This window comes from Sphingobacterium sp. B16(2022) (assembly GCF_012030425.1).
Lineage (GTDB): Bacteria > Bacteroidota > Bacteroidia > Sphingobacteriales > Sphingobacteriaceae > Sphingobacterium > Sphingobacterium anhuiense.
The window spans coordinates 86,119-105,413 of sequence record NZ_JAAUVN010000005.1; the positions used below are offsets into that span (position 1 = coordinate 86,119).

Annotated in this window: 15 protein-coding genes; 8 read left to right on the plus strand and 7 right to left on the minus strand. The window is 33.9% G+C overall.

Annotated elements, in window-relative coordinates:
• Nucleotides 1-158: 158 nt before the first annotated feature.
• From HCX49_RS20995 to HCX49_RS21005, 3 genes are all read right to left on the minus strand, one after another.
• The gene (locus tag HCX49_RS20995) at nt 159-539 is read right to left on the minus strand and encodes a VOC family protein (RefSeq protein WP_168128043.1); all 381 of its coding nucleotides are present in this window, start codon (nt 537-539) and stop codon (nt 159-161) included.
• The gene (locus HCX49_RS21000; protein ID WP_021189762.1) at nt 539-982 is read right to left on the minus strand and encodes a VOC family protein; all 444 of its coding nucleotides are present in this window, start codon (nt 980-982) and stop codon (nt 539-541) included. Before HCX49_RS21000 ends, HCX49_RS20995 begins: the two co-directional genes overlap by 1 nt.
• Before the next feature lie 243 nt (nt 983-1,225).
• Nucleotides 1,226-1,789, minus strand: coding sequence for a Crp/Fnr family transcriptional regulator (locus HCX49_RS21005; protein WP_132771982.1), 564 nt, complete (start codon nt 1,787-1,789; stop codon nt 1,226-1,228).
• Nucleotides 1,790-2,076: 287 nt separating this feature from the next.
• Between HCX49_RS21005 and asnB the strand changes: the two genes are divergently transcribed.
• Entirely contained in the window at nt 2,077-3,765 is a 1,689-nt protein-coding gene (gene asnB / locus HCX49_RS21010; protein ID WP_168128044.1) for an asparagine synthase B, read from the plus strand.
• A gap of 58 nt (nt 3,766-3,823) precedes the next feature.
• Here the strand turns inward: asnB and murI are convergent, their stop codons facing one another.
• Together murI and HCX49_RS21020 are read right to left on the minus strand one after the other, a co-directional pair.
• Entirely contained in the window at nt 3,824-4,654 is an 831-nt protein-coding gene (gene murI, locus HCX49_RS21015) for a glutamate racemase (protein WP_132771981.1), read from the minus strand.
• 52 nt (nt 4,655-4,706) lie between these two features.
• Nucleotides 4,707-6,131: a glycoside hydrolase family 125 protein gene (locus tag HCX49_RS21020; protein WP_132771980.1), complete on the minus strand. Its 1,425-nt coding sequence runs from the start codon at nt 6,129-6,131 to the stop codon at nt 4,707-4,709.
• Nucleotides 6,132-6,330: 199 nt separating this feature from the next.
• Between HCX49_RS21020 and HCX49_RS21025 the strand changes: the two genes are divergently transcribed.
• Both HCX49_RS21025 and aroQ read left to right on the plus strand, forming a co-directional pair.
• The gene (locus HCX49_RS21025) at nt 6,331-7,977 is read left to right on the plus strand and encodes a gliding motility protein RemB (protein ID WP_132771979.1); all 1,647 of its coding nucleotides are present in this window, start codon (nt 6,331-6,333) and stop codon (nt 7,975-7,977) included.
• Between the two features lie 56 nt (nt 7,978-8,033).
• The gene (gene aroQ, locus HCX49_RS21030; protein ID WP_021189767.1) at nt 8,034-8,456 is read left to right on the plus strand and encodes a type II 3-dehydroquinate dehydratase; all 423 of its coding nucleotides are present in this window, start codon (nt 8,034-8,036) and stop codon (nt 8,454-8,456) included.
• 75 nt (nt 8,457-8,531) lie between these two features.
• Here the strand turns inward: aroQ and HCX49_RS21035 are convergent, their stop codons facing one another.
• Entirely contained in the window at nt 8,532-10,706 is a 2,175-nt protein-coding gene (locus tag HCX49_RS21035) for a S9 family peptidase (RefSeq protein WP_031288146.1), read from the minus strand.
• Nucleotides 10,707-10,974: 268 nt separating this feature from the next.
• Here HCX49_RS21035 and HCX49_RS21040 point away from each other — a divergent pair, with 268 nt between their 5' ends.
• Nucleotides 10,975-13,173, plus strand: coding sequence for an FUSC family membrane protein (locus HCX49_RS21040; protein WP_168128045.1), 2,199 nt, complete (start codon nt 10,975-10,977; stop codon nt 13,171-13,173).
• A 61-nt stretch (nt 13,174-13,234) separates the two neighbouring features.
• Here the strand turns inward: HCX49_RS21040 and HCX49_RS21045 are convergent, their stop codons facing one another.
• Complete coding sequence (locus tag HCX49_RS21045; RefSeq protein ID WP_021189770.1) at nt 13,235-13,789, minus strand: ferritin; 555 nt, start codon at nt 13,787-13,789, stop codon at nt 13,235-13,237.
• Between the two features lie 394 nt (nt 13,790-14,183).
• On the opposite strand from HCX49_RS21045, the gene HCX49_RS21050 reads away from it, so the two are divergent.
• The 4 genes from HCX49_RS21050 (at nt 14,184) to HCX49_RS21065 (ending at nt 19,289) form a co-directional block, all read left to right on the plus strand.
• Nucleotides 14,184-16,763, plus strand: coding sequence for a DUF3857 domain-containing protein (locus HCX49_RS21050; protein ID WP_168128046.1), 2,580 nt, complete (start codon nt 14,184-14,186; stop codon nt 16,761-16,763).
• Nucleotides 16,764-16,819: 56 nt separating this feature from the next.
• On the plus strand, nt 16,820-17,632 hold the full coding sequence (locus HCX49_RS21055) for an alpha/beta hydrolase (protein WP_237682866.1): 813 nt from the start codon (nt 16,820-16,822) through the stop codon (nt 17,630-17,632).
• A 232-nt stretch (nt 17,633-17,864) separates the two neighbouring features.
• The gene (locus HCX49_RS21060; protein WP_168128047.1) at nt 17,865-18,359 is read left to right on the plus strand and encodes a hypothetical protein; all 495 of its coding nucleotides are present in this window, start codon (nt 17,865-17,867) and stop codon (nt 18,357-18,359) included.
• 207 nt (nt 18,360-18,566) lie between these two features.
• Nucleotides 18,567-19,289 (plus strand): response regulator transcription factor, encoded by a 723-nt coding sequence (locus HCX49_RS21065; RefSeq protein WP_132771974.1) that lies wholly within the window; start codon nt 18,567-18,569, stop codon nt 19,287-19,289.
• Nucleotides 19,290-19,295: the final 6 nt, after the last annotated feature.

The following is a 19,295-nucleotide window of genomic DNA, read 5'->3' on the forward strand; positions in this document are numbered from 1 at the left end:
ATTACAATTTTCAATATTCCTATACAAAGTGATGGTAAAGAAATTCGGAGCCTTTATAAACTTGATCTTATGAAACGGATAGCAAATAGGGGGAAGATATTTTTATAAAATATACTAAAGGGATTAATAAATAAGTTATTAATCCCTTTAGTATACGTTTAATGAGCGTTGATGTCCACTTCAAATATCCCAAAGATATTGTTGTCCGGATCAGTAAAATATTCTTGATAACATTTTCCTATTACTGCAAACTTAGGTAAGGCAATCTTTCCGCCATTATGTAAAATGTTTGCTGATGTCTGATCAAAATCGTCAACTTCCATTGAACATGTAAATGCATTAGTACCACAATTTGACGGAGGAACTTCTGCTGGACGTTTTAATAATCCACCCATTATACCTGCTGTTTCTATTCGATAGTATTCAATTGGAAGGTTTTCTTCTTTAATAAATGTCCAACCAAAAAGTTGTTGATAGAATGAAGCAAGGTTTTTAGGATCAGTTGCTTGAATCTCAAAGTATACAACTGCATTTTTCATTATTGCATTTTTTTATTCCCTTCAAAATGAATCATCCACGAAATACCATATTTATCTTGGAATGATGAATATAGCTCAGCCCAGAATTGTTCTCCTAATGGCATTTCGATATTTTGTGCTTCTGCAGTGAGTTTTGCATATAAGTCTTTTGCTTCATCAGCTGTTTTTGTATCCAACATTAAATAAGCATTTGTTCCAGAAGTTGCTTTATGTCCGAAACCTTCGATACAATCGGATCCCATTAGCATGACAGAATCATTGATTTTAATTGCTGTATGCATTATTTTATCTCCTGCATCAGCAGGTAGTGGATAATTTGGATCGGCTGGCATATCCTTGAAGCGGTATATACCTAGTGATTCTGTATTAAAAACAGATTGGTAAAATTTGAAAGCTTCTTCGCAATTACCGTTAAAGTTTAAGTAAGCATGTAAAATAGCCATAATTTTCTTTTTTATATTTAAGTTATATCAAAGTTAGTTGTTGATTTGACAACTGTATGTCAGTAAATAAATTGGTAAAAAATATTTTTATTATTTAAGTTTTGTTTCTATTCATAAACCAGAATATAAAAGAACTGTTTTAAAGTCTTGACGATCTGTTGCTTTATTTATCTTACTCAAAAGTAAAGTAAACCCTAATCAATCGACTTCGCATAGGACAAGTAATTTTACTGCTCGGATAAATTATATTTCTTTTCGGATTCGACTTAACGATGTGTCTGTTATGCCTAGGTATGAAGCTATATATTTTAAAGCTGCTTGCTTAATTATTTGGGGTTTGGTACTGATTAAATTATGATAGCGTTCGGTAGCAGAAAGTGAAACCATATCTATAAAACGTTTTTTGTTAATGTGTAAAGCATAGGTCATCCATGATCGTCCCCATTCATTAAAAGCTGGAATGGTATGATACAAAGATTGAAAGGTATTAAAATCAATTTTCCAAACGCTACAGTCAGTTAAACATTGAAGATTTTCGGGAGAAGGAAATTGAAGAAAAAGTGAAGTGACTTCGATAACTACATCATGATCACCAAAGAAATCAGTTGTAATTTCATTTCCATTATAATCATGAATAAATGACCTTATGAGGCCACTTTCCAAAATATAGTATTCATGTGCCTTTTCGTCTTTGCGGAGTAAAAAATCATTTTTAGAAAAATGAAGAAGCTCATGTCCGGTCATTATTTTATTTAGGTCACTTTGTTTAATTGCTAGATTTTCATAATGATGAAGTAAAGCTTTCATAATGGGTGATTTATATTTTTTTTCTAGTATGAATTTATGCAAAAAATGCCAAATCTGGTTAGAAAATGAAACAAGTATATTTAGTAATGCATGTTTTATTGTTGATTATTAGAGGGTTCTTTATTTGGTACTGATTGAGTCATTTTAATGTATAAATGGTAAAGAACTTAGTTGTTTAATGTTAAATTTTTAATAAAATTTAAAAAACATTATGAATTTAATTATTTATTGCTTTAATTTGTGTCAATAATTCAATCAAAAGAAAGAAACAATAAAAAAACAATAATATGTGTGGTATCATCGGAGCATTTGATTTAAAGGAATCTGTCACATTAATCAGACCTCAAGTTTTAGAAATGTCTAAGCGTATACGTCATCGTGGACCAGATTGGTCAGGTATTTATAGTTCAGATCTGGCTATACTTGCGCATGAGCGACTAGCTATTGTAGATCCAAAATCGGGTAGTCAACCTTTATATAGTCCAGACGGGCAAGTTGTCTTAGCTGTTAATGGCGAAATTTACAATCATCAGGAATTGCGCGATAGTCTGCCAAATTATGATTTTGCTACACAATCTGACTCTGAGGTTGTACTCGCTTTATATTTAGAGAAAGGACCTCAATTTATAGAAGATTTAAACGGAATTTTTGGTTTTGCTCTTTATGACGCTCGCAATGATTCATTTTTTGTCGCTCGTGACCATATGGGTATTATACCTTTATACTATGGTATGGATGATAAGGGACAATTTTTTGTTGCTTCGGAATTGAAGTCCTTAGAAGGATTTTGCACTACTATGGATCAATTTCCTCCGGGACATTATATTTATAGCATTGAAAGTAAAGAGCCTAAGCGTTGGTATTCAAGACAATGGGAATCATATGACGCAGTTAAGGATGCTGAAACAGATATAGCTAAATTGCGTGAAGCTTTAGAAGCTGCTGTTCACCGTCAATTGATGTCTGATGTCCCTTATGGTGTCTTATTATCCGGAGGTCTAGATTCATCAGTAATTGCTGCTGTAACAAAAAAATTTGCTTCCAAACGTATAGAATCTGGTGATGAAGAAGAGGCGTGGTATCCACAATTGCATTCTTTTGCTGTTGGATTAAAAGGTGCTCCAGATTTAATTGCTGCACAAAAAGCTGCAGACCATATTGGCACTATCCATCACGAGATTAACTTTACTATTCAGGAAGGGCTCGATGCTATCCGCGATGTTATTTACCATTTAGAAACTTATGATGTTACTACGATAAGAGCTTCTACACCGATGTATTTATTATCACGTGTGATCAAATCTATGGGGATAAAAATGGTTCTTTCAGGAGAAGGTTCTGATGAGTTATTTGGAGGATATTTGTACTTTCATAAAGCACCGAATGCTAAAGAATTTCACGAAGAGACAGTTCGTAAATTGAAGAAATTGTATTTATATGACTGTTTGCGTGCTAATAAATCTTTAGCGGCATGGGGTGTGGAGGGACGTGTTCCATTTTTAGATAAGGAATTCATGGATGTTGCCATGACGATCAACCCAAAGGATAAAATGATTAAGGATGGTAAAATGGAAAAGTGGGTGTTACGTAAAGCATTTGAAGATTATTTACCAGAAAGTATTGCCTGGAGACAAAAAGAGCAATTTTCTGATGGTGTAGGTTATAGTTGGATCGATACTTTAAAAGAACAGGCTGAAAGTAAAGTAAGTGATGCCGTATTTGCAGGTGCGGCGGAAAGATTTCCTATCAATCCTCCTAAAAATAAGGAAGAGTTTTTATACCGTACGATCTTTGAATCACATTTCCCTTCAGATGCGGCTGCTAAAACAGTGCCCTCTGTTAAGTCTGTTGCTTGCAGTACTCCTGAAGCTTTATTATGGGATGCGTCATTTCAAAACTTAAATGATCCTTCGGGCAGAGCTGTTGCTGCGGTTCATAATGATAGTTATGTTAAAAAAGAGGTATTGGCTGATTAAGATCTAAATTACATCGATAAAATGGAAAGGCCTCATCTTTTAGTAGATGAGGCCTTTTTTATGTGACTTTAATGTGTGTAGCTTTAATTTTTTGACCGAAAAATATTTCTGCTTTTGATTCAAAATCAAGTGGATCATCGGTTGTATAAAATTGCATGCTTCCATTTTTAGAACTTTTGTATTCAATATCATGGTGCAGGTCCAAATATTTTTCTAAGCTTTTAGCGACGAGTGGTCCCTGTGAAATGATATTGATATGGCTGGGTACAAATTGCTTAATTACGGGTAGTAATAAGGGATAATGTGTACAGGCCAATATGATGGTATCAATATCAGGCGATTGTTTTAAAAGTTTTTCAATATCTTTTTCAACGAAATATTTTGCTCCTTCTGTATTGATTTCATTATTTTCAACTAAAGGTACCCAAAAAGGACAATCGTGTTGAAATACTTTTATTTCGGGATAAAATTTGTTGATTTCAATTTTGTAGGATTCCGATTTCACTGTCCCTGTTGTTGCTAGTATGCCCACCTGATTTGTTTTTGTGAATTCTTTTACAATTTCAGTTGTTGGACGAATGACACCCAGTACTTTTTTTCCAGGAGGAAGGTCATTTTGTTGGATTGAACGTAATGCTTTGGCAGAGGCTGTGTTACAAGCTAGAATAACAAGATTACATCCTAAATCAAATAACTTAAATACACATTGTTTTGTAAATTCATAGACGGTTTCGAATGAACGGGTTCCATAAGGAATGCGAGCATTATCGCCTAGGTAGATGTAATCGTATTGAGGCAATTGTTTTTTGATCTCTTTAAATACGGATAAACCACCATATCCAGAATCAAATATCCCTATTGGACCAATTTGTTTTTTTTCTTGCTCCATAAAAAAGTGCTATAAGTATTACCTTATAGCACTTTTATTACTATAGGGTAAACTATATTTGTTTAAGCAAAGATGGTTTTTCTTTATAAATTTTCCATATTAATTCTCCAAATAAAGTATTTTGCCATGCAAACCATTTTCTGGTAAAGTTTTTTGGATCGTCTTTATGAAAGGATTCGTGCATAAAACCTGTATCTCCATGTGTAGCAATCAACATTTTAACACATTCGATTACCTCTTTATCATTATTTGATGTAAAGGCACGCATCATGATAGACATTGGCCAAATGAAATCGCGACCAATATGTGGTCCACCGATACCTTCTCCAGCAGTACCTTTAAAGAAAAACGGATTGTTTTCTGATAGGATATATTGACGTGTACGTTGATATACGGGGTCTTCTACTTTTACTGCATCCAAATATGGTAATGAAAGTAAACTTGGAACGTTTGCATCATCCATCATTAAGAATGAGCCGAAGCCATCAACTTCAAAAGCATATACTTTTCCAAATTGTGGGTGATCTATTATTCCATGTTTTTGAACAGCTGCTTCCACTTCATTGGCTAGTGCTTCCATTTTAGTGGCTAAAGTATTGTTATTTTTGACTTTTCTTAAGATTTCTGCAGATTGTCTAAGGCTGACTACTGCAAAAAGATTAGAAGGAATCAAGAAAGAAAAAACAGTTGAATCATCTGAAGGTCTAAAGCTGGAGCAAATCAAACCAACAGGTTTAACGGGATATCCATAACCATCAACCTGCAGGGTGTCTGATCCTCTTGGCGTGGTACGCATAAATTTATATGGACCTAGATTTTCTTTACGTTGTTGCTCAATAAATGTCTGATAGATTTTTTCCTGTGCAGCTTCCCATTCTTCATTAAAAGGGCCTGCATCATTTGTTTCTTTCCAGTAGTGATAGGCGAGTCTGATGGGGTAACATAGCGAATCGATTTCCCATTTACGTTCGTGAATCCCTGGTTTCATGTCTGTATGGTCACTGAACCATTCACCTTTTTTTGTAGGATCATTGTAGAATGCATTAGCATAAGGATCTATGTTGATGCATTTACTCTGTTTATGTATTAATCCAGAAATCAGATTTTTCAAACTTTTATCATCTTTCATAAATGCGAGGTATGGCCATACCTGAGCGCTACTATCTCTTAACCACATCGCATCAATATCACCCGTAATTACATAGGTATAATTGCGATTATTTTCAACATATGGGAATACTGTTGTGTCTAAGGTATTTGGAAGACAGTTGCCAAATAACCAAGCCAATTCTTTATTACTTGTTGCTTTACCAAATGTTACAATTGCATTTTCAATAGCTTTACTTGAAAATAGACGTTTATCTGCAGGAATACGCACTGTTGGGAATGAAGTCTGATTCGAAGCAAAAGATACTTTGCTTGCAAATAATCCAGCACCCAATACGGCTGAATTTTGAATGAATGTTCTGCGTTTCATTGTTAAATTTCAAAAAGGTTATTTATTATCATACTGGTTTTCTCTGTATTGCAAGGTAATAAAAAATCGTTAAAATGGAAAGCAAATACGTTTTAGCATGTTTTTTTTGTAAATAGTAATCTTTATAAGTTTAAAAAAGCGTTATTTTGTTTTTTAGGAATAGATTTTGCTGTCCTATTTTACTGTATAAAAAAATCTCATGAAAGAAAAAGTGTCATTAAAATTTTTAGCATTTGCTGGAGTGCTTGCACTTGGTATGCTAAATCAGAACGAATTAAGCGCACAAATTAAAAATCAACCCTATTCCTATCAACTTTCTCAAAAAATGAACGATGTACTGTATTCGCCACATACGCGTTTACATACATCATCTAAACCATTTCTATTTACCGATGAATTATTGGCGAAGTTTGATTCTATAAAAACGAATCAGCCGGTAGCTTCGGATAATTGGTTTATGCGTAAGATATTTAATGAACATCTTATTGAGGTAGAGAAAGATGATTATACTTTTTATGCTGATTTATTGCCCGATATGATAATTGGGAAGGATATGATGGGAGATAAACGCCGTACTTGGATGAACTCTAGAGGTTTTCAAGCGGGAGTCACAGTGGGAGATAAATTTACATTTTACACCAGTGCAACGGAAAATCAGGCCGTTTTTCCAGAATATTTGTCGGATTATATCGATGATAGAAAAGTTATACCAGGAGAGGGGAATACAAAACATCAGTCTAATAATAAGAAAGACTGGATGAATGCAACTGCTAGTTTAACTTATGATTTTAGTAAGCATTTTCAGGCTACTGTAGCTTATGATAAGAATTTTATCGGTGATGGATACCGTTCGCTTTTATTGTCGGATTTTTCTTCTAATTATACACATTTAAAATTTACAGGTACGATTGGTAATGTTCAGTATACTTCAGTCTGGGCGTATATGAATGATCCAACCAATAAACGTTCTAATGCCTTAGGTGAGACTGAGCGATATGGTGACGGTAAGAAGTGGGGTGTTTTTCAGTATGTGGATTACAATGCTACGAATAGATTTTCGATTGGATTTTTCCAGGCCATCACCTGGGCAAATCGTGATGCCGCAGGTACTCGAGGTTTTGACTTTACTTATATTAACCCTGTGATGTTTTTACGTCCGGTCGAATCTAATAATTCAACATCTCCGGATAAGATGTTTTTAGGTTTGAATACAAAGTATAAAGTTCTTAAGAACATAACAGCTTATGGCCAGTTCCTATTAGGTGAATTTACGGCAAAGGAGTTTTTTGCGGGTAAAGGTTATGTGCATAATAAATGGGGAGCTCAGTTTGGTGTACGGGGATATGACATATTTGATGTAAAAAACTTAAACTTTTTAGTTGAATACAACACAGCCAGACCTTATACCTATGCCCACTTTGATTCTGGTTCAAACTACAGTAATAATGCTGAGCCATTGGCGCATCCTTTGGGAGCTAATTTTAGAGAGGTTGTTGGTATTGCTAACTATGCATGGAAAAGATTTGATTTTTCTGCGCAGCTGAATTATAATGAAAAGGGGTTAGATCTTGAGGATGGTTCAAATATGGGAGGTGATATTTTTCAGTCTTACCGTACTTTTGCTAACATGTATGGTAATCATATTGGGCAAGGGATAAAAAGTCAAGTCGTTTATGCAGATGCTAAAGCTGCTTATGTTCTGAATCCTAAGTATAATCTTAGATTCGAATTAGGTTATTCGCAACGTTATCAAAAGATACAATATGAGACCCCGCTAACGCATAAATCGGGTGTATTTAGTATTGGTCTTCGTTCAAGTTTTAGATCATTATATAGTGATTTTTAGTCTGTAAATTGTTTAAAAGAAACCGAGCTTGGTTGCTCAAGAAGCTATTTATTTTAATGAAAAACATATTAATTCTCAATGGACCTAATCTTAATTTATTAGGAGTCAGAGAAAAATCAATTTATGGAGCACAAGATTTTGATAGTTATTTTTCAACTTTAAAAAATAACTATGAATCTGTTGAGTTGAGTTATTTTCAAAGTAATACTGAAGGATTTATTATAGATAAATTGCATGAGGTAGGTTTTGAATACGACGGTATTGTACTCAATGCAGGGGCTTATACGCATACTTCTGTTGCAATTGCTGATGCTATTGCGGCTATTAATACTCCGGTTGTAGAGGTCCATATTTCAAATGTTCATACACGGGAGGAATTTAGGCATCATTCGTATTTGTCAAAGAATTGTGTAGGAGTCATTTGTGGCTTTGGTTTAGATAGCTATCGATTAGGAGTTGAAGCACTTCTTGCCCGCTAGTATTGATATTATATAATAAAAAATCCCCTTGAGCGATCAAGGGGATTTTTTATTGTTTTTAATTATTCAAATCATTTATTTCTTTAAATGCAGGTCAAAGTATCTGGCAATTTTTTCATACATATGAATGCGATCTTTCCCAGAAACATTATGTTCATGAGTAGGGTATAGGAAATAATCAACCTGTTTTCCTGCTTTGATACATGCTTCTACAAACTCCATACTGTGCTGTTGTACCACTACAGGGTCTTGAGCTCCGTGAATGATTAATAAGTCGCCCTTCAGCTGATCTGCTTTATCGATTAGTGTAGTCAATTTATAGCCTTCTGGATTTTCTTGAGGCATATCCATATAACGTTCTCCGTACATGACTTCATAGTATTTCCAATCCATTACTGGACCACCTGCTACTGCTGCTTTAAAGATGTCGTTATGGTGTATCATAAATGATGTTGTCATAAATCCACCGAAACTCCAGCCGAATATACCCATCTTGTTTTGATCAACAAACGATTTGGATTTCAAAAACTCGATACCTTTCATTTGATCAGCCATCTCTGCTTGTCCTAATTGACGGTGTGTTGCTGTTGCAAATGCTCTTCCACGAGCGTCTGTTCCTCTATTGTCCATTGTGAATACAATGTAACCTTGTTGCGCCATGTACATATCAAAATAACCCGCACCGCCTAACCATTTATTGGTTACTAATTGTGAATGAGATCCTCCATAAAGGTAATACATCACGGGATATTTTTTATTTGTGTCAAAATCACTTGGATAAATGATACGGCCAGTTAAAGGTGTTGCTCCATCTGCAGATGTCAACGTGATAAATTCTATTTTAGGAGGATTGATCTTTCCTAAAAACGGATTTGTTGATTCCACTATCTTTTCTGTTTTACCGGATTTTGTAGCTTTTATCTGAACAATATTTGGAGTTGTCAGATTACTGAATTGGTCTAAAATATAAGAGCCATCACTGTTTAATTTGGCATTGTGTGTTCCTGTACCCTGTGTTAATTGTATTGTTTTACCGGTTTTAAGGTCTACTGAAAATAGCTGACGATCTAAGCCATCATTAGTGACACCTGTATAATAAATTAAATCTCCTTTTGGCGAAAAGTCGCCTAGCTGCTGTACAATAAGATTTTGATGTCCTAATTTTTTGATCAATTTACCATCAGTATTATACAGGTAAAGTTGATTGAAACCTTCTCTGTCTGATTGATATAGAAATTGTTTTGGGTTATTTGGTAAAAACAATAAATCATTTTGAGGTTCTACCCATGTCGAAGCTGTTTCTTCAAATAATGTTTTGATTAGACGACCATCTTGTGCATTATATTGGTTAAGTTTTAGATGATTTTGTTCACGATTTAATACCCCAACATAAACTGATTGTCCAGAAGGATCCCATGTTACCGCTGTTAAAAACTGTTCTTTTGGTTCTCCCGTCGCAAGGGTAATTTTTTGTTTTGTTTTCGTATCATAAATGACCAAGGTAACTTCTTCACTTTTCATACCCGCCATCGGGTAGCGAATATCTTTGACTGAAGCTACACGCGTGTCCCATTGGATAAGCGGGTACTTAGTAACCATCGTCTCGTCTTTGCGGTAGTACAATAATTTGTCATTTTGCGGGTTCCACCACATACCTTTTTTGATACCAAATTCTTGTCTATGCGTATAGTCACTTCCACTAAGAATACCGTCTACTGTATCTGCAGTAACAACAGTTAATTGCCCAGTATTGTCTTTAATTTGTATATTATTACCAATTAAAAAAGCTACTTTACTGTAATCTGTTGTATATTCTTGATTTGTTGCCTCCAACTTTGTTTCCAACAGATGAACTATTTCTTTATTCTTTACGTTAACAGCGATATGATAATGAGCTTGTTTCGTATAGAGTATAAAGCTGATCGTATTTGCATCCTCCCATTTATAATCACTAGGAAAGATCTGCAAATTAATCTGCTCATTCGGAATTCTTGTTTTTAAAGCATTTTGTAAGTCATTTTTGCTCAGTATTATTTCCTCAGACCCTGTGTTCGTAGCACTTTTCTGAACTAAATTTTGATATCCCTTATCCAAATAACTAATGTTATTGCTGTTGGGTATCCAATTGCTGCTAATAAGGGCAGTCGGGGCATATGTACGAGGTCCAAAGACTGTTTCTTCTATATTCAAGTTGCGCTGACCATAAGCCATTGAACTTGCTAATAACAAAAGTAGCGTGAGTTTTTTCATGCATTTAAAGATTTTTAGTGCCTAAAATTATTGTTTTCTTTTGACTATTTCTCATTTGTGTTACTAAAGAAGGTCTTTTTTTTAAAATAAAATATTGATTTTTGATGTAAAACAATATTTTATGAATGTTTTATGGTTATATGTGAACTTTATAGGAGATGAAAATTTCTTTTTGTAGTATTTAATTTGGTACTTTTGCAAAAGTTAAATGATTAGCATATGCATAGTCTTTTATCGATATATTTCCACATTAATAATATAACCTACATTGCGTGATCATTTAGAAATAGTATGGCAAAAGGCACGGTTCTTTATCAATAGTCAACCGTTTCATGAAGGATTAAAAATTACGGTGGCAGTGCTAATTCCGGTTGTAATATTTGCTTGTTTCGGCCATTTGCACAATGGTGTAACCTTAGGAATAGGTAGCATTATTGCAAGTACTCCAGATCTGGTTGGTCCTTACCGGGAACGCCGTCAGTCCTTGTTTATCAATGTTGCTGTTATTTTCGCAATGAGTATGCTTACGCGTATACTTCCTTTTTCAGATGTGTTCCTTGGTTTGTTTATTGCTTTTTTCTCTTTTGCAGCTTGCATGCTCAGTGTTTTTGGTATCAGAGCTATGGGAATCGGAGCTTCTTGTTTATTGGCTCTATTTTTTAGTTTGACATTGACACATGAAAGCAGTCATCCTATAACAGAGGCTTTATTGATGACTGGAGGTGCAGTCTGGTATATGATTTTTGTGTTAGCAGTACGCTACATGAGACCTTATCGGGTCAGTCAACAGGTTCTGGCGGAGTGTGCCTATAAGATCGGTACTTTATTGCGTATCAAAGCTTGCTTCTTTGATGTTCATACTGCGATTGCAAAGACTCATAAACGTGTTATTCAGATCAATGTAATATTGAATCAACGACAGGAAAATGTACGTGAAGTTTTATTTTCTGCGGCTACTGAGAAGCAATTTGCAAGTTACCAATATAAACAGCTTACTTTTATTTTCGCGACCTTGATGGAACTGTTTGAAAGAATAAATGCTTCTCATCATGATTATTATCAGATTCGTGAAAAATATGGACATACAAAGGTTTATCAGGTCATACCTGAATTGTTAATTAGCTGTGCTCAAGAATTGGAGCGACTGACGACTCCAATCAGTTTATTGAAGCCACCGAAGAAAGCTATTCAATTTACAGGACAGTGGGATAAAGCCTATGCTGAGGTTATCGCTTTAGAGAGCCAAGAGCAAGGAACGACAATCGTATTGAAGAAAATCCTTGTTAATATCCGTTATGTCATGCAGAAAATAAGAGAGGTTCATCGTATTTTATCTAAATCTGAGGAAGTTCATGATCACTCTGAGTTACTTGCACACAAAGAACGTTTCTTTAAACAAAGAACCTTTTCGTGGCCAGCATTACAGGCACATTTAAATTTAAAGTCACCAATTTTTAGACACTCACTTCGTGTCGCTATTGTTATGTTGGTTGCTTTTGTTATTACTAAAACACTTCCTGTTTTTTTTCCAGAATACATTGCTTTGACAAAACATAGTTTTTGGATTTACATTACCATAATTGTTATTCTGCGTCCTGGTTTCAGTTTAAGCAAACAACGAAGTATTGATCGATTGAAAGGATCATTTCTGGGGGGCATGTTGGGATTATCAAGTATTTTCTTGATCACAAATATTTATGTACTCCTAGGTCTCATGTTAGTTTATATGCTATTGACTTTTACTTTTTTAAGAAGTAAATATGTTTATGGTTCGTTTTTTCTAACTGCCTTTTTTCTAATTGCTTATTATTTCTTTACAGGAGTAGATGATTTTGGCGTTCTTTTATTGAAGGAACGTCTATTGGATACTGTAATTGGCTGTGTGCTTTCATTTTTATCTTTTCATTTCATATTTCCTACTTGGGAAAGTGATTCAGTAAAGACGTATTTGAAAAATGTGATACAGGCGAATGTACATTTCTTATCTGTTAGTTTTCGTAAGTTATCGGGTGATAAAGTCGATATTGCGGATTATAAATTGGCTAGGAAAGAAATTTATCTCAGTTTAGCGGAATTGAATGCACTAAATGAACGTATATTGAATGAACCTATATTTCAACGCCCGTTCACAAAGGAATTAAATGACTTTTCTATTTTTACGCATCAATTGATTTCCTATGCTATGGCCTTTACAAATATGCTGGACCATAGTTCCGGTTTAGCCTTTCATGAGGAGCATGAACGGCTGATGAACAAGATTCTTTCGAAATTAAAAAAGACCTATACTTTGTTTGCCACTGATTCATTAGAAATTCTTGCCTTGAAAACAGCTGTTTCAAAAGCGCATATTAGTGATCAGAGTGACGAGCTATTAATTAGAGAGCAATTAGAATTAATGGATGGTCTTGTGGATAAATTGTATCATAATTCTTTAGATATTTTCTTACTGGCTAAGCGGTCGCTATAGGTAATTTCAGAAAAATAAAAAAGGTAGCTTTTGATTTAAGCTACCTTTTTTTATATGTATTTTATGCCAGCGGGTTTACTTGATCTGCAACTGGAAACTCTTGCCCAGTATTTCCGATTAGTTTGTTGAGTTCAAATCGGGCATTATCTGTCATATCTTCACCTCCAGCCAATTTAGCTTTGTCTAATAAGTCTAAGGCAAGTTTCTCTTCCTCACGTTGTTCATTAACAAGCCATTGAAGGAAATTCCATGTTGCCCAATCACCTTCTTGCATACTTAAATTTACTATTTTATAGATAGATTCTGTATTTTCTATTTCTTGTTGCAGTACCATTTCAAAGCATTCTAAAATGTTTTTAGGTTCTGGTTCTGGTTTCTTTATTGCATCAATTTTTACAGATCCACCTCTTTCTTGAATATATTCTATTATTTTGGCCATATGTACGCGCTCTTCTTGGGAATGCTTCATAAGAAACGAATTGACACCATCTAACATATTCTGATCAGCCCAACAAGCTAACATTAAATATACTTGAGCAGAATATGCTTCTAATGTAATTTGATCATTCAAAGCTTTACTAAGAGTCTGTGATAATCTATTGGTTGTTATTGCCATTTTTTTGAGATTTATGCACCACGAATTCGTATAGGTTTATTCGGGTGTCTGTTAAAAAATTGTATACCTGTGTCACATATGTTAATGTGTACTTTATTAGAATCAACAGCCAGGAGACGAAAATGTTTGCAGATATTCTTTTTAGGGATGAGTAAAATGAGCCAATTCTTTTTATTATAAATAGTTGAAAATGGATTATTCGGTGATTTTTGTGATGTTGTTTCTATTGATCACCTTGTTTATCTTCAGATTAGAACTGTGTGTATATATTATATCTTAGTTGTCTATATTATATCTTATCATCTTGATCTTTATGTCTATAACAAAGCAAAATTTTGCTTGTCATATCGATAATAATTTAATTTTTATATCTTTAACATAAGATTATTAACCAATGAAATTTAATTCATATTTATTTTTTTTATTCTTTATAGCGGTTTTGTTTAATAGCCATGTTCTGGCTAATAACAAACTTAATAAAGCTCCTGTTCCAACTTGGGTTAGAGCGAATAAACTTTCACCTTCAAAAATTGATATTAAAGATATAGGACAAGGGTATTATTATGATTTGATTGAATATCAGGTTAATATAGGGGAGCAAATTAAGTTTTTTAGAGATGTTAAAGTTTTATTTGATAGTAACGGTGCTGAAAATGCAGGTCAAATTTCAATAAACTTTGATCCAAAGTATCAGCAGGTTACTCTTCATGAATTGAAAGTAATTAGGGATGGGAAAACTATTGATAAGCTTGATGTCGGTAAATTTACCTTAGTTGCTACTGAGACCGATTTATCTCGATTTATCTATAATGGAACTTATTCTGCTTATTATATATTGGATGATTTAAGAAAAGACGATAAGATCATTGTTTCATATAGTTTGAAGGGATTTAATCCTGTTTTTGAAAATAAGTTTTTTGACAAATATTATCTGCAATCTTATGAACCTATCGGTTTGGCAGTAGTTAATTATATTGTTCCGAAAAATAGGAAGTTAAATTTTAAATCGCATAACAATGCTAGTAAACCGCTTATAGAAGAAGGTAGTAATCACGTTTCTTATAGCTGGGAAGAGCAGTCGTTTCCTGCCGTTGAATTTGATGAATATGCGCCTGCATGGTATACAAATCTACAATGGATAGAGTGTACAGAATTTAATTCTTGGTCAGAAGTAGGGGGCTGGATGGCGCGGACTAATCCAACTGTAGATTTTAAAGACGGTTCTCCGCTAGCACTTCTGGTTGATAGATATTGGGCTGATTCTCAGGGGGATTCGATGAAATTTCTGAAAAAGATAACGCACTTTGTGCAGAATGATATTCGTTATATGGGAGTTGAGCTGGGTGAATTTTCTCATCGTGCTAACACACCAGAAAAAATTTTTAATCAGCGATACGGTGATTGTAAAGATAAATCGTTGCTGATGATTTCCATGTTAAAACGGAAAGGAATAAAAGGATCTTTGGTTTTAGCGAATTCGTACCTTACATATGGTATGGAAGATTATCTACCATCGCCAGGTGCTTTTAATCATGTTGTGGCTGCTATTGAGATTGGAGACAGACAACAGTATATTGACCCTACCATCACTAATCAAGGTGGCGGGATTACAGATTTATATTTCCCTTACTACGGTAGAGTTTTAAAAATCGATGATTCGAAGCATTTGACATCTGTTGATAAAAATGTCAATGGATTAACAAAAATTTCAGAAACTTATTTGCTAGATAGTAAGGGTGGAGCAATTTTAGAGGTTAAAACGAGCTATAGCGCCTCTAGTGCAGACTTTATAAGAACTTCATTTAAAGAAAGTGCAAAAAATCAAATACAAAAGAGTTATTTGGATTACTACAAAAAAATGTATCCCAAAATTTCCATTAAAGAGTCACTAAAATTTGAGGATGAGTTTGATAAAAATATTATTCATGTAACAGAGAGGTATTATATTGAGAAAATTGGTGAAAAAGATGAGGCGTCAAATAAAAATATCTTTGGCATATATGCGAGTCAAATTAATAATAATTTACCTGAACTTAATTCATCAGAAGGTTTAGCGCCTCTTGGTTTGTATTTTCCGTATTGCTTAGAATATGATATTCGCATCGTAAATCATGGCGGGGTTGAATTTAATCCAGAAAGAGAGAGCTCTTTCATTGATCGTGATTCTTATTATTTTGGTAAAACTGTTAAAACGTCAAAAGACACGCTTATTATCAGCTACAATTTTGGATTCCACAATCCTTTCGTAGCATCGAGTGATAAAAAACAATATGTTGATGATTTTAAAAACAGAGATGTTTTATTGTACAATGCATATTATATTGAGGATAATGGAATAATCGTTGGCTCTAACATTTCAGGTAAAATCAGTATGCTTACAATTTTTGGATGTGTTTGCATTATTTTAATCTGTGTTATTTTTATACTTCGCTATAATAAAACAGCATCATCTTCAATGATTCAATTATACGAGGAGCCCGAATACCATTCAGTTGGGGGATGGTTGATTTTATTAATTATTTCGATGGTAATTACTACTCTAAGAGTTGCGTATAATTTTTTTGAGTCTGGGTATCTAACTCAGGAGATCTGGGAGAGTTATAGGTATACTAGTTATTTTCCGGACTATGTTCATAAAATATTTGTTGCGAGTGAAATTTTATTAAATATCATTCTCTTAATGGGTTTTATATACTGCATCTATTTATTTAGTAAAAAAAGAGATCTTTTCCCACAAACTATGATTGTTGTGCTCGCTGTGATGTTTCTTTCAAATGTTGTTTTTACTTTTTTTAATTATTTTTATATGAGTAATATTTTAGCTCCCGATGTAATTTCTACAAATGTGAAGAATATCATCTACAGTGTGCTATGGGGGATGTATCTTTATAATTCAGAACGTGTGAAAGGAACTTTTGTAAACGCTTATAATCAAGAATTAGCGATTGATAAAGATACTGCACTTTCGGAATAGATATGACTACTATATTTTTATTTGCCAGTTTTATGTATGCGTTTTTAAATTAGATCATGATGTTGTATAAAATTTTTGTATTCTTTTGTTTAATCTTAACTAATTTCACTTCTTCAGCTCAGGGTTATAAATTGTTGCAAGATATTTCTTATGTAGAAAAGTCTGAAAAAGATATGTATAAACAAGAGCGCTGTAAGTTAGATTTGTATTTTCCGGAGGACAAATCGAGTTTTGCTACAGTCGTATGGTTTCATGGCGGAGGATTAGAGGAAGGAGAAAAATATGTACCATTGGAGCTTAAGGAAAAGGGGATTGCTGTAATTGCTGTTAATTATAGATTGAGTCCCAAAGTAAAGGGGCCAGATTATATTGATGATGCTGCTGCCGCTGTTGCCTGGGCGTTCAATAACATCGCAAAGTATGGTGGTGATCCTACTAAAATATATGTATCTGGGCATTCGGCTGGAGGTTATCTAGCATTGATGGTCGGATTGGATGTGAGCTATCTGAAGAAATACCATATAGATGCTAACCAGATCAAAGGTATAGCTCCTATCAGCGGACAAACAAATACCCATTACACTATCAAGAAGGAACGTAAACAGTCAATGGAAATACCCATTATTGATCAGTATGCACCTATTCATTTTGCTAGAAAGGATGCTCCTCCGACTTTGTTGATTACAGGTGATGCTAGATTAGAATTACCTGCCAGATATGAGGAGAATGCACATCTGGCCAAAGTGCTCGAAAACTTAAAACATTCTAAAACGGAGTTATTCCAATTACAGGGTTTTGATCACGGTGCTGTGTATGCCCCAGGTTGTTTGTTGTTATTAAGATGGATGGAGAAATTAGACCGAAATTAATAATGAAAATTTAGGAATAGATTAAGATACATTGATCTTGTTGATTTTTAATCTATTCTGATTTTTACGGTTTATAATCTTCTTTCAGATTTTGAATTGAATTCATCGTCATATTATTTTTTGTGGTTTATAGTAAATGAATGAGAATATTGCTTAAAGTGTTAGTAAATTAGCAATTGTACGAACTATTTAGGTAATTTAATGTTATTGATTATACTAAACTATGCCAATTATGAAAAACGAAAAGATCAATATGGATGCGCGTATTTTACAATATAATCTGCATTATGGTTTTATGGAAAATCCTATGATGTTCAATTTTGAATATAATCCTCACAGACTTATTGTAAGAAATTATGCGCTTAGGAATAATCACATAGAGGTATATAAAGGTTATCTGCTTAACTTTTTTCCAGATAGGGCCACTAAAGAATTGGAGCAGTTTGGTGTAGATATCTTACATTTAAAATACTTTAATAAAGACGAAGCATCAAAGTGGCTAATGACTCAAGATGTTAAAATTTTACAATCTGATATTAATGCAGATGATCAAGATGCTGTGTTTAATATTGTTTATTTATCAGATCAAGATGATATTAACCCTTATCTGAATGAGGACAATGATGATTTCATCTTGCGTCATTCTTGTCCAAATCAAGTACTTAAATCAAGAGAAAAAATATGGTTAGATACGAGAGTTGATGGAATTGGTTTGCAATTCTTATAATTTAATTGATCCGTTTCTGACCTTCTTCTATTTTATTTATTTCGTGCTGAAAACACCAAAGTATAATAAGGTATTTCACTTTTTATTTTCTAGCATGGTCTCTGGTTTCATATTCTTTGCTCCGATATGTCTTCAAATTTGTGTGTGAGTTACCAAAAGCTTATTTTTATCTTTTGAAGGAATTAAAAGGTAATCAGATATCATGTCATGAATATAGAGCAACAAAAAATTATCTTGGTAGAGGACGAACAAGATGTAGCTGATCTGATTGTTCAGGGCTTGGAAGAGGACGGTTATCAGGTAATTCATTTAAATAAAGCAAATTTATTGCAGGAGCTGCTTAGCAATCATGATATATCTCTCGTACTGTTGGATATATTGTTACCAGGTACCAATGGGCTGGAGATTTGTAGACAAATCCGGTTTTGGGGTTATACTGATTTACCTGTGATGATGCTAACTGCCTTGGGAACTCCCGAAAATGTTGTTCTGGGTTTGGACAACGGGGCTGATGACTATCTTTCTAAACCTTTTAAACTGATTGAACTTAAAGCAAGAATTCGTTCTTTGATTCGACGCAAGCATTCCATACTTCAGGCTACACAGCGGGATCAGGAACCAGTCCATGAGATATATAAATACGGTTTTTTTGAAATCGATGATTATAAAAAAATAGCTTATTGTGAAAAACAAGAATTAACGCTTACGAGTACAGAATATCGATTGCTTTTATTGTTTATCCAAAATCCCAAAAAAGTATTTGAGCGTAGCGAACTGCTTGATCGGGTATGGGGAATAAACTTTGATATTGGTTCTAATGTAGTGGATGTTTATGTTAACTATCTCCGCAAGAAAATAGAAAAAGTATCATCCAAAAAAGCTATACATACAGTGATCGGTATGGGATATGTTTTAAAAGTCGAAGATTAAGATTTT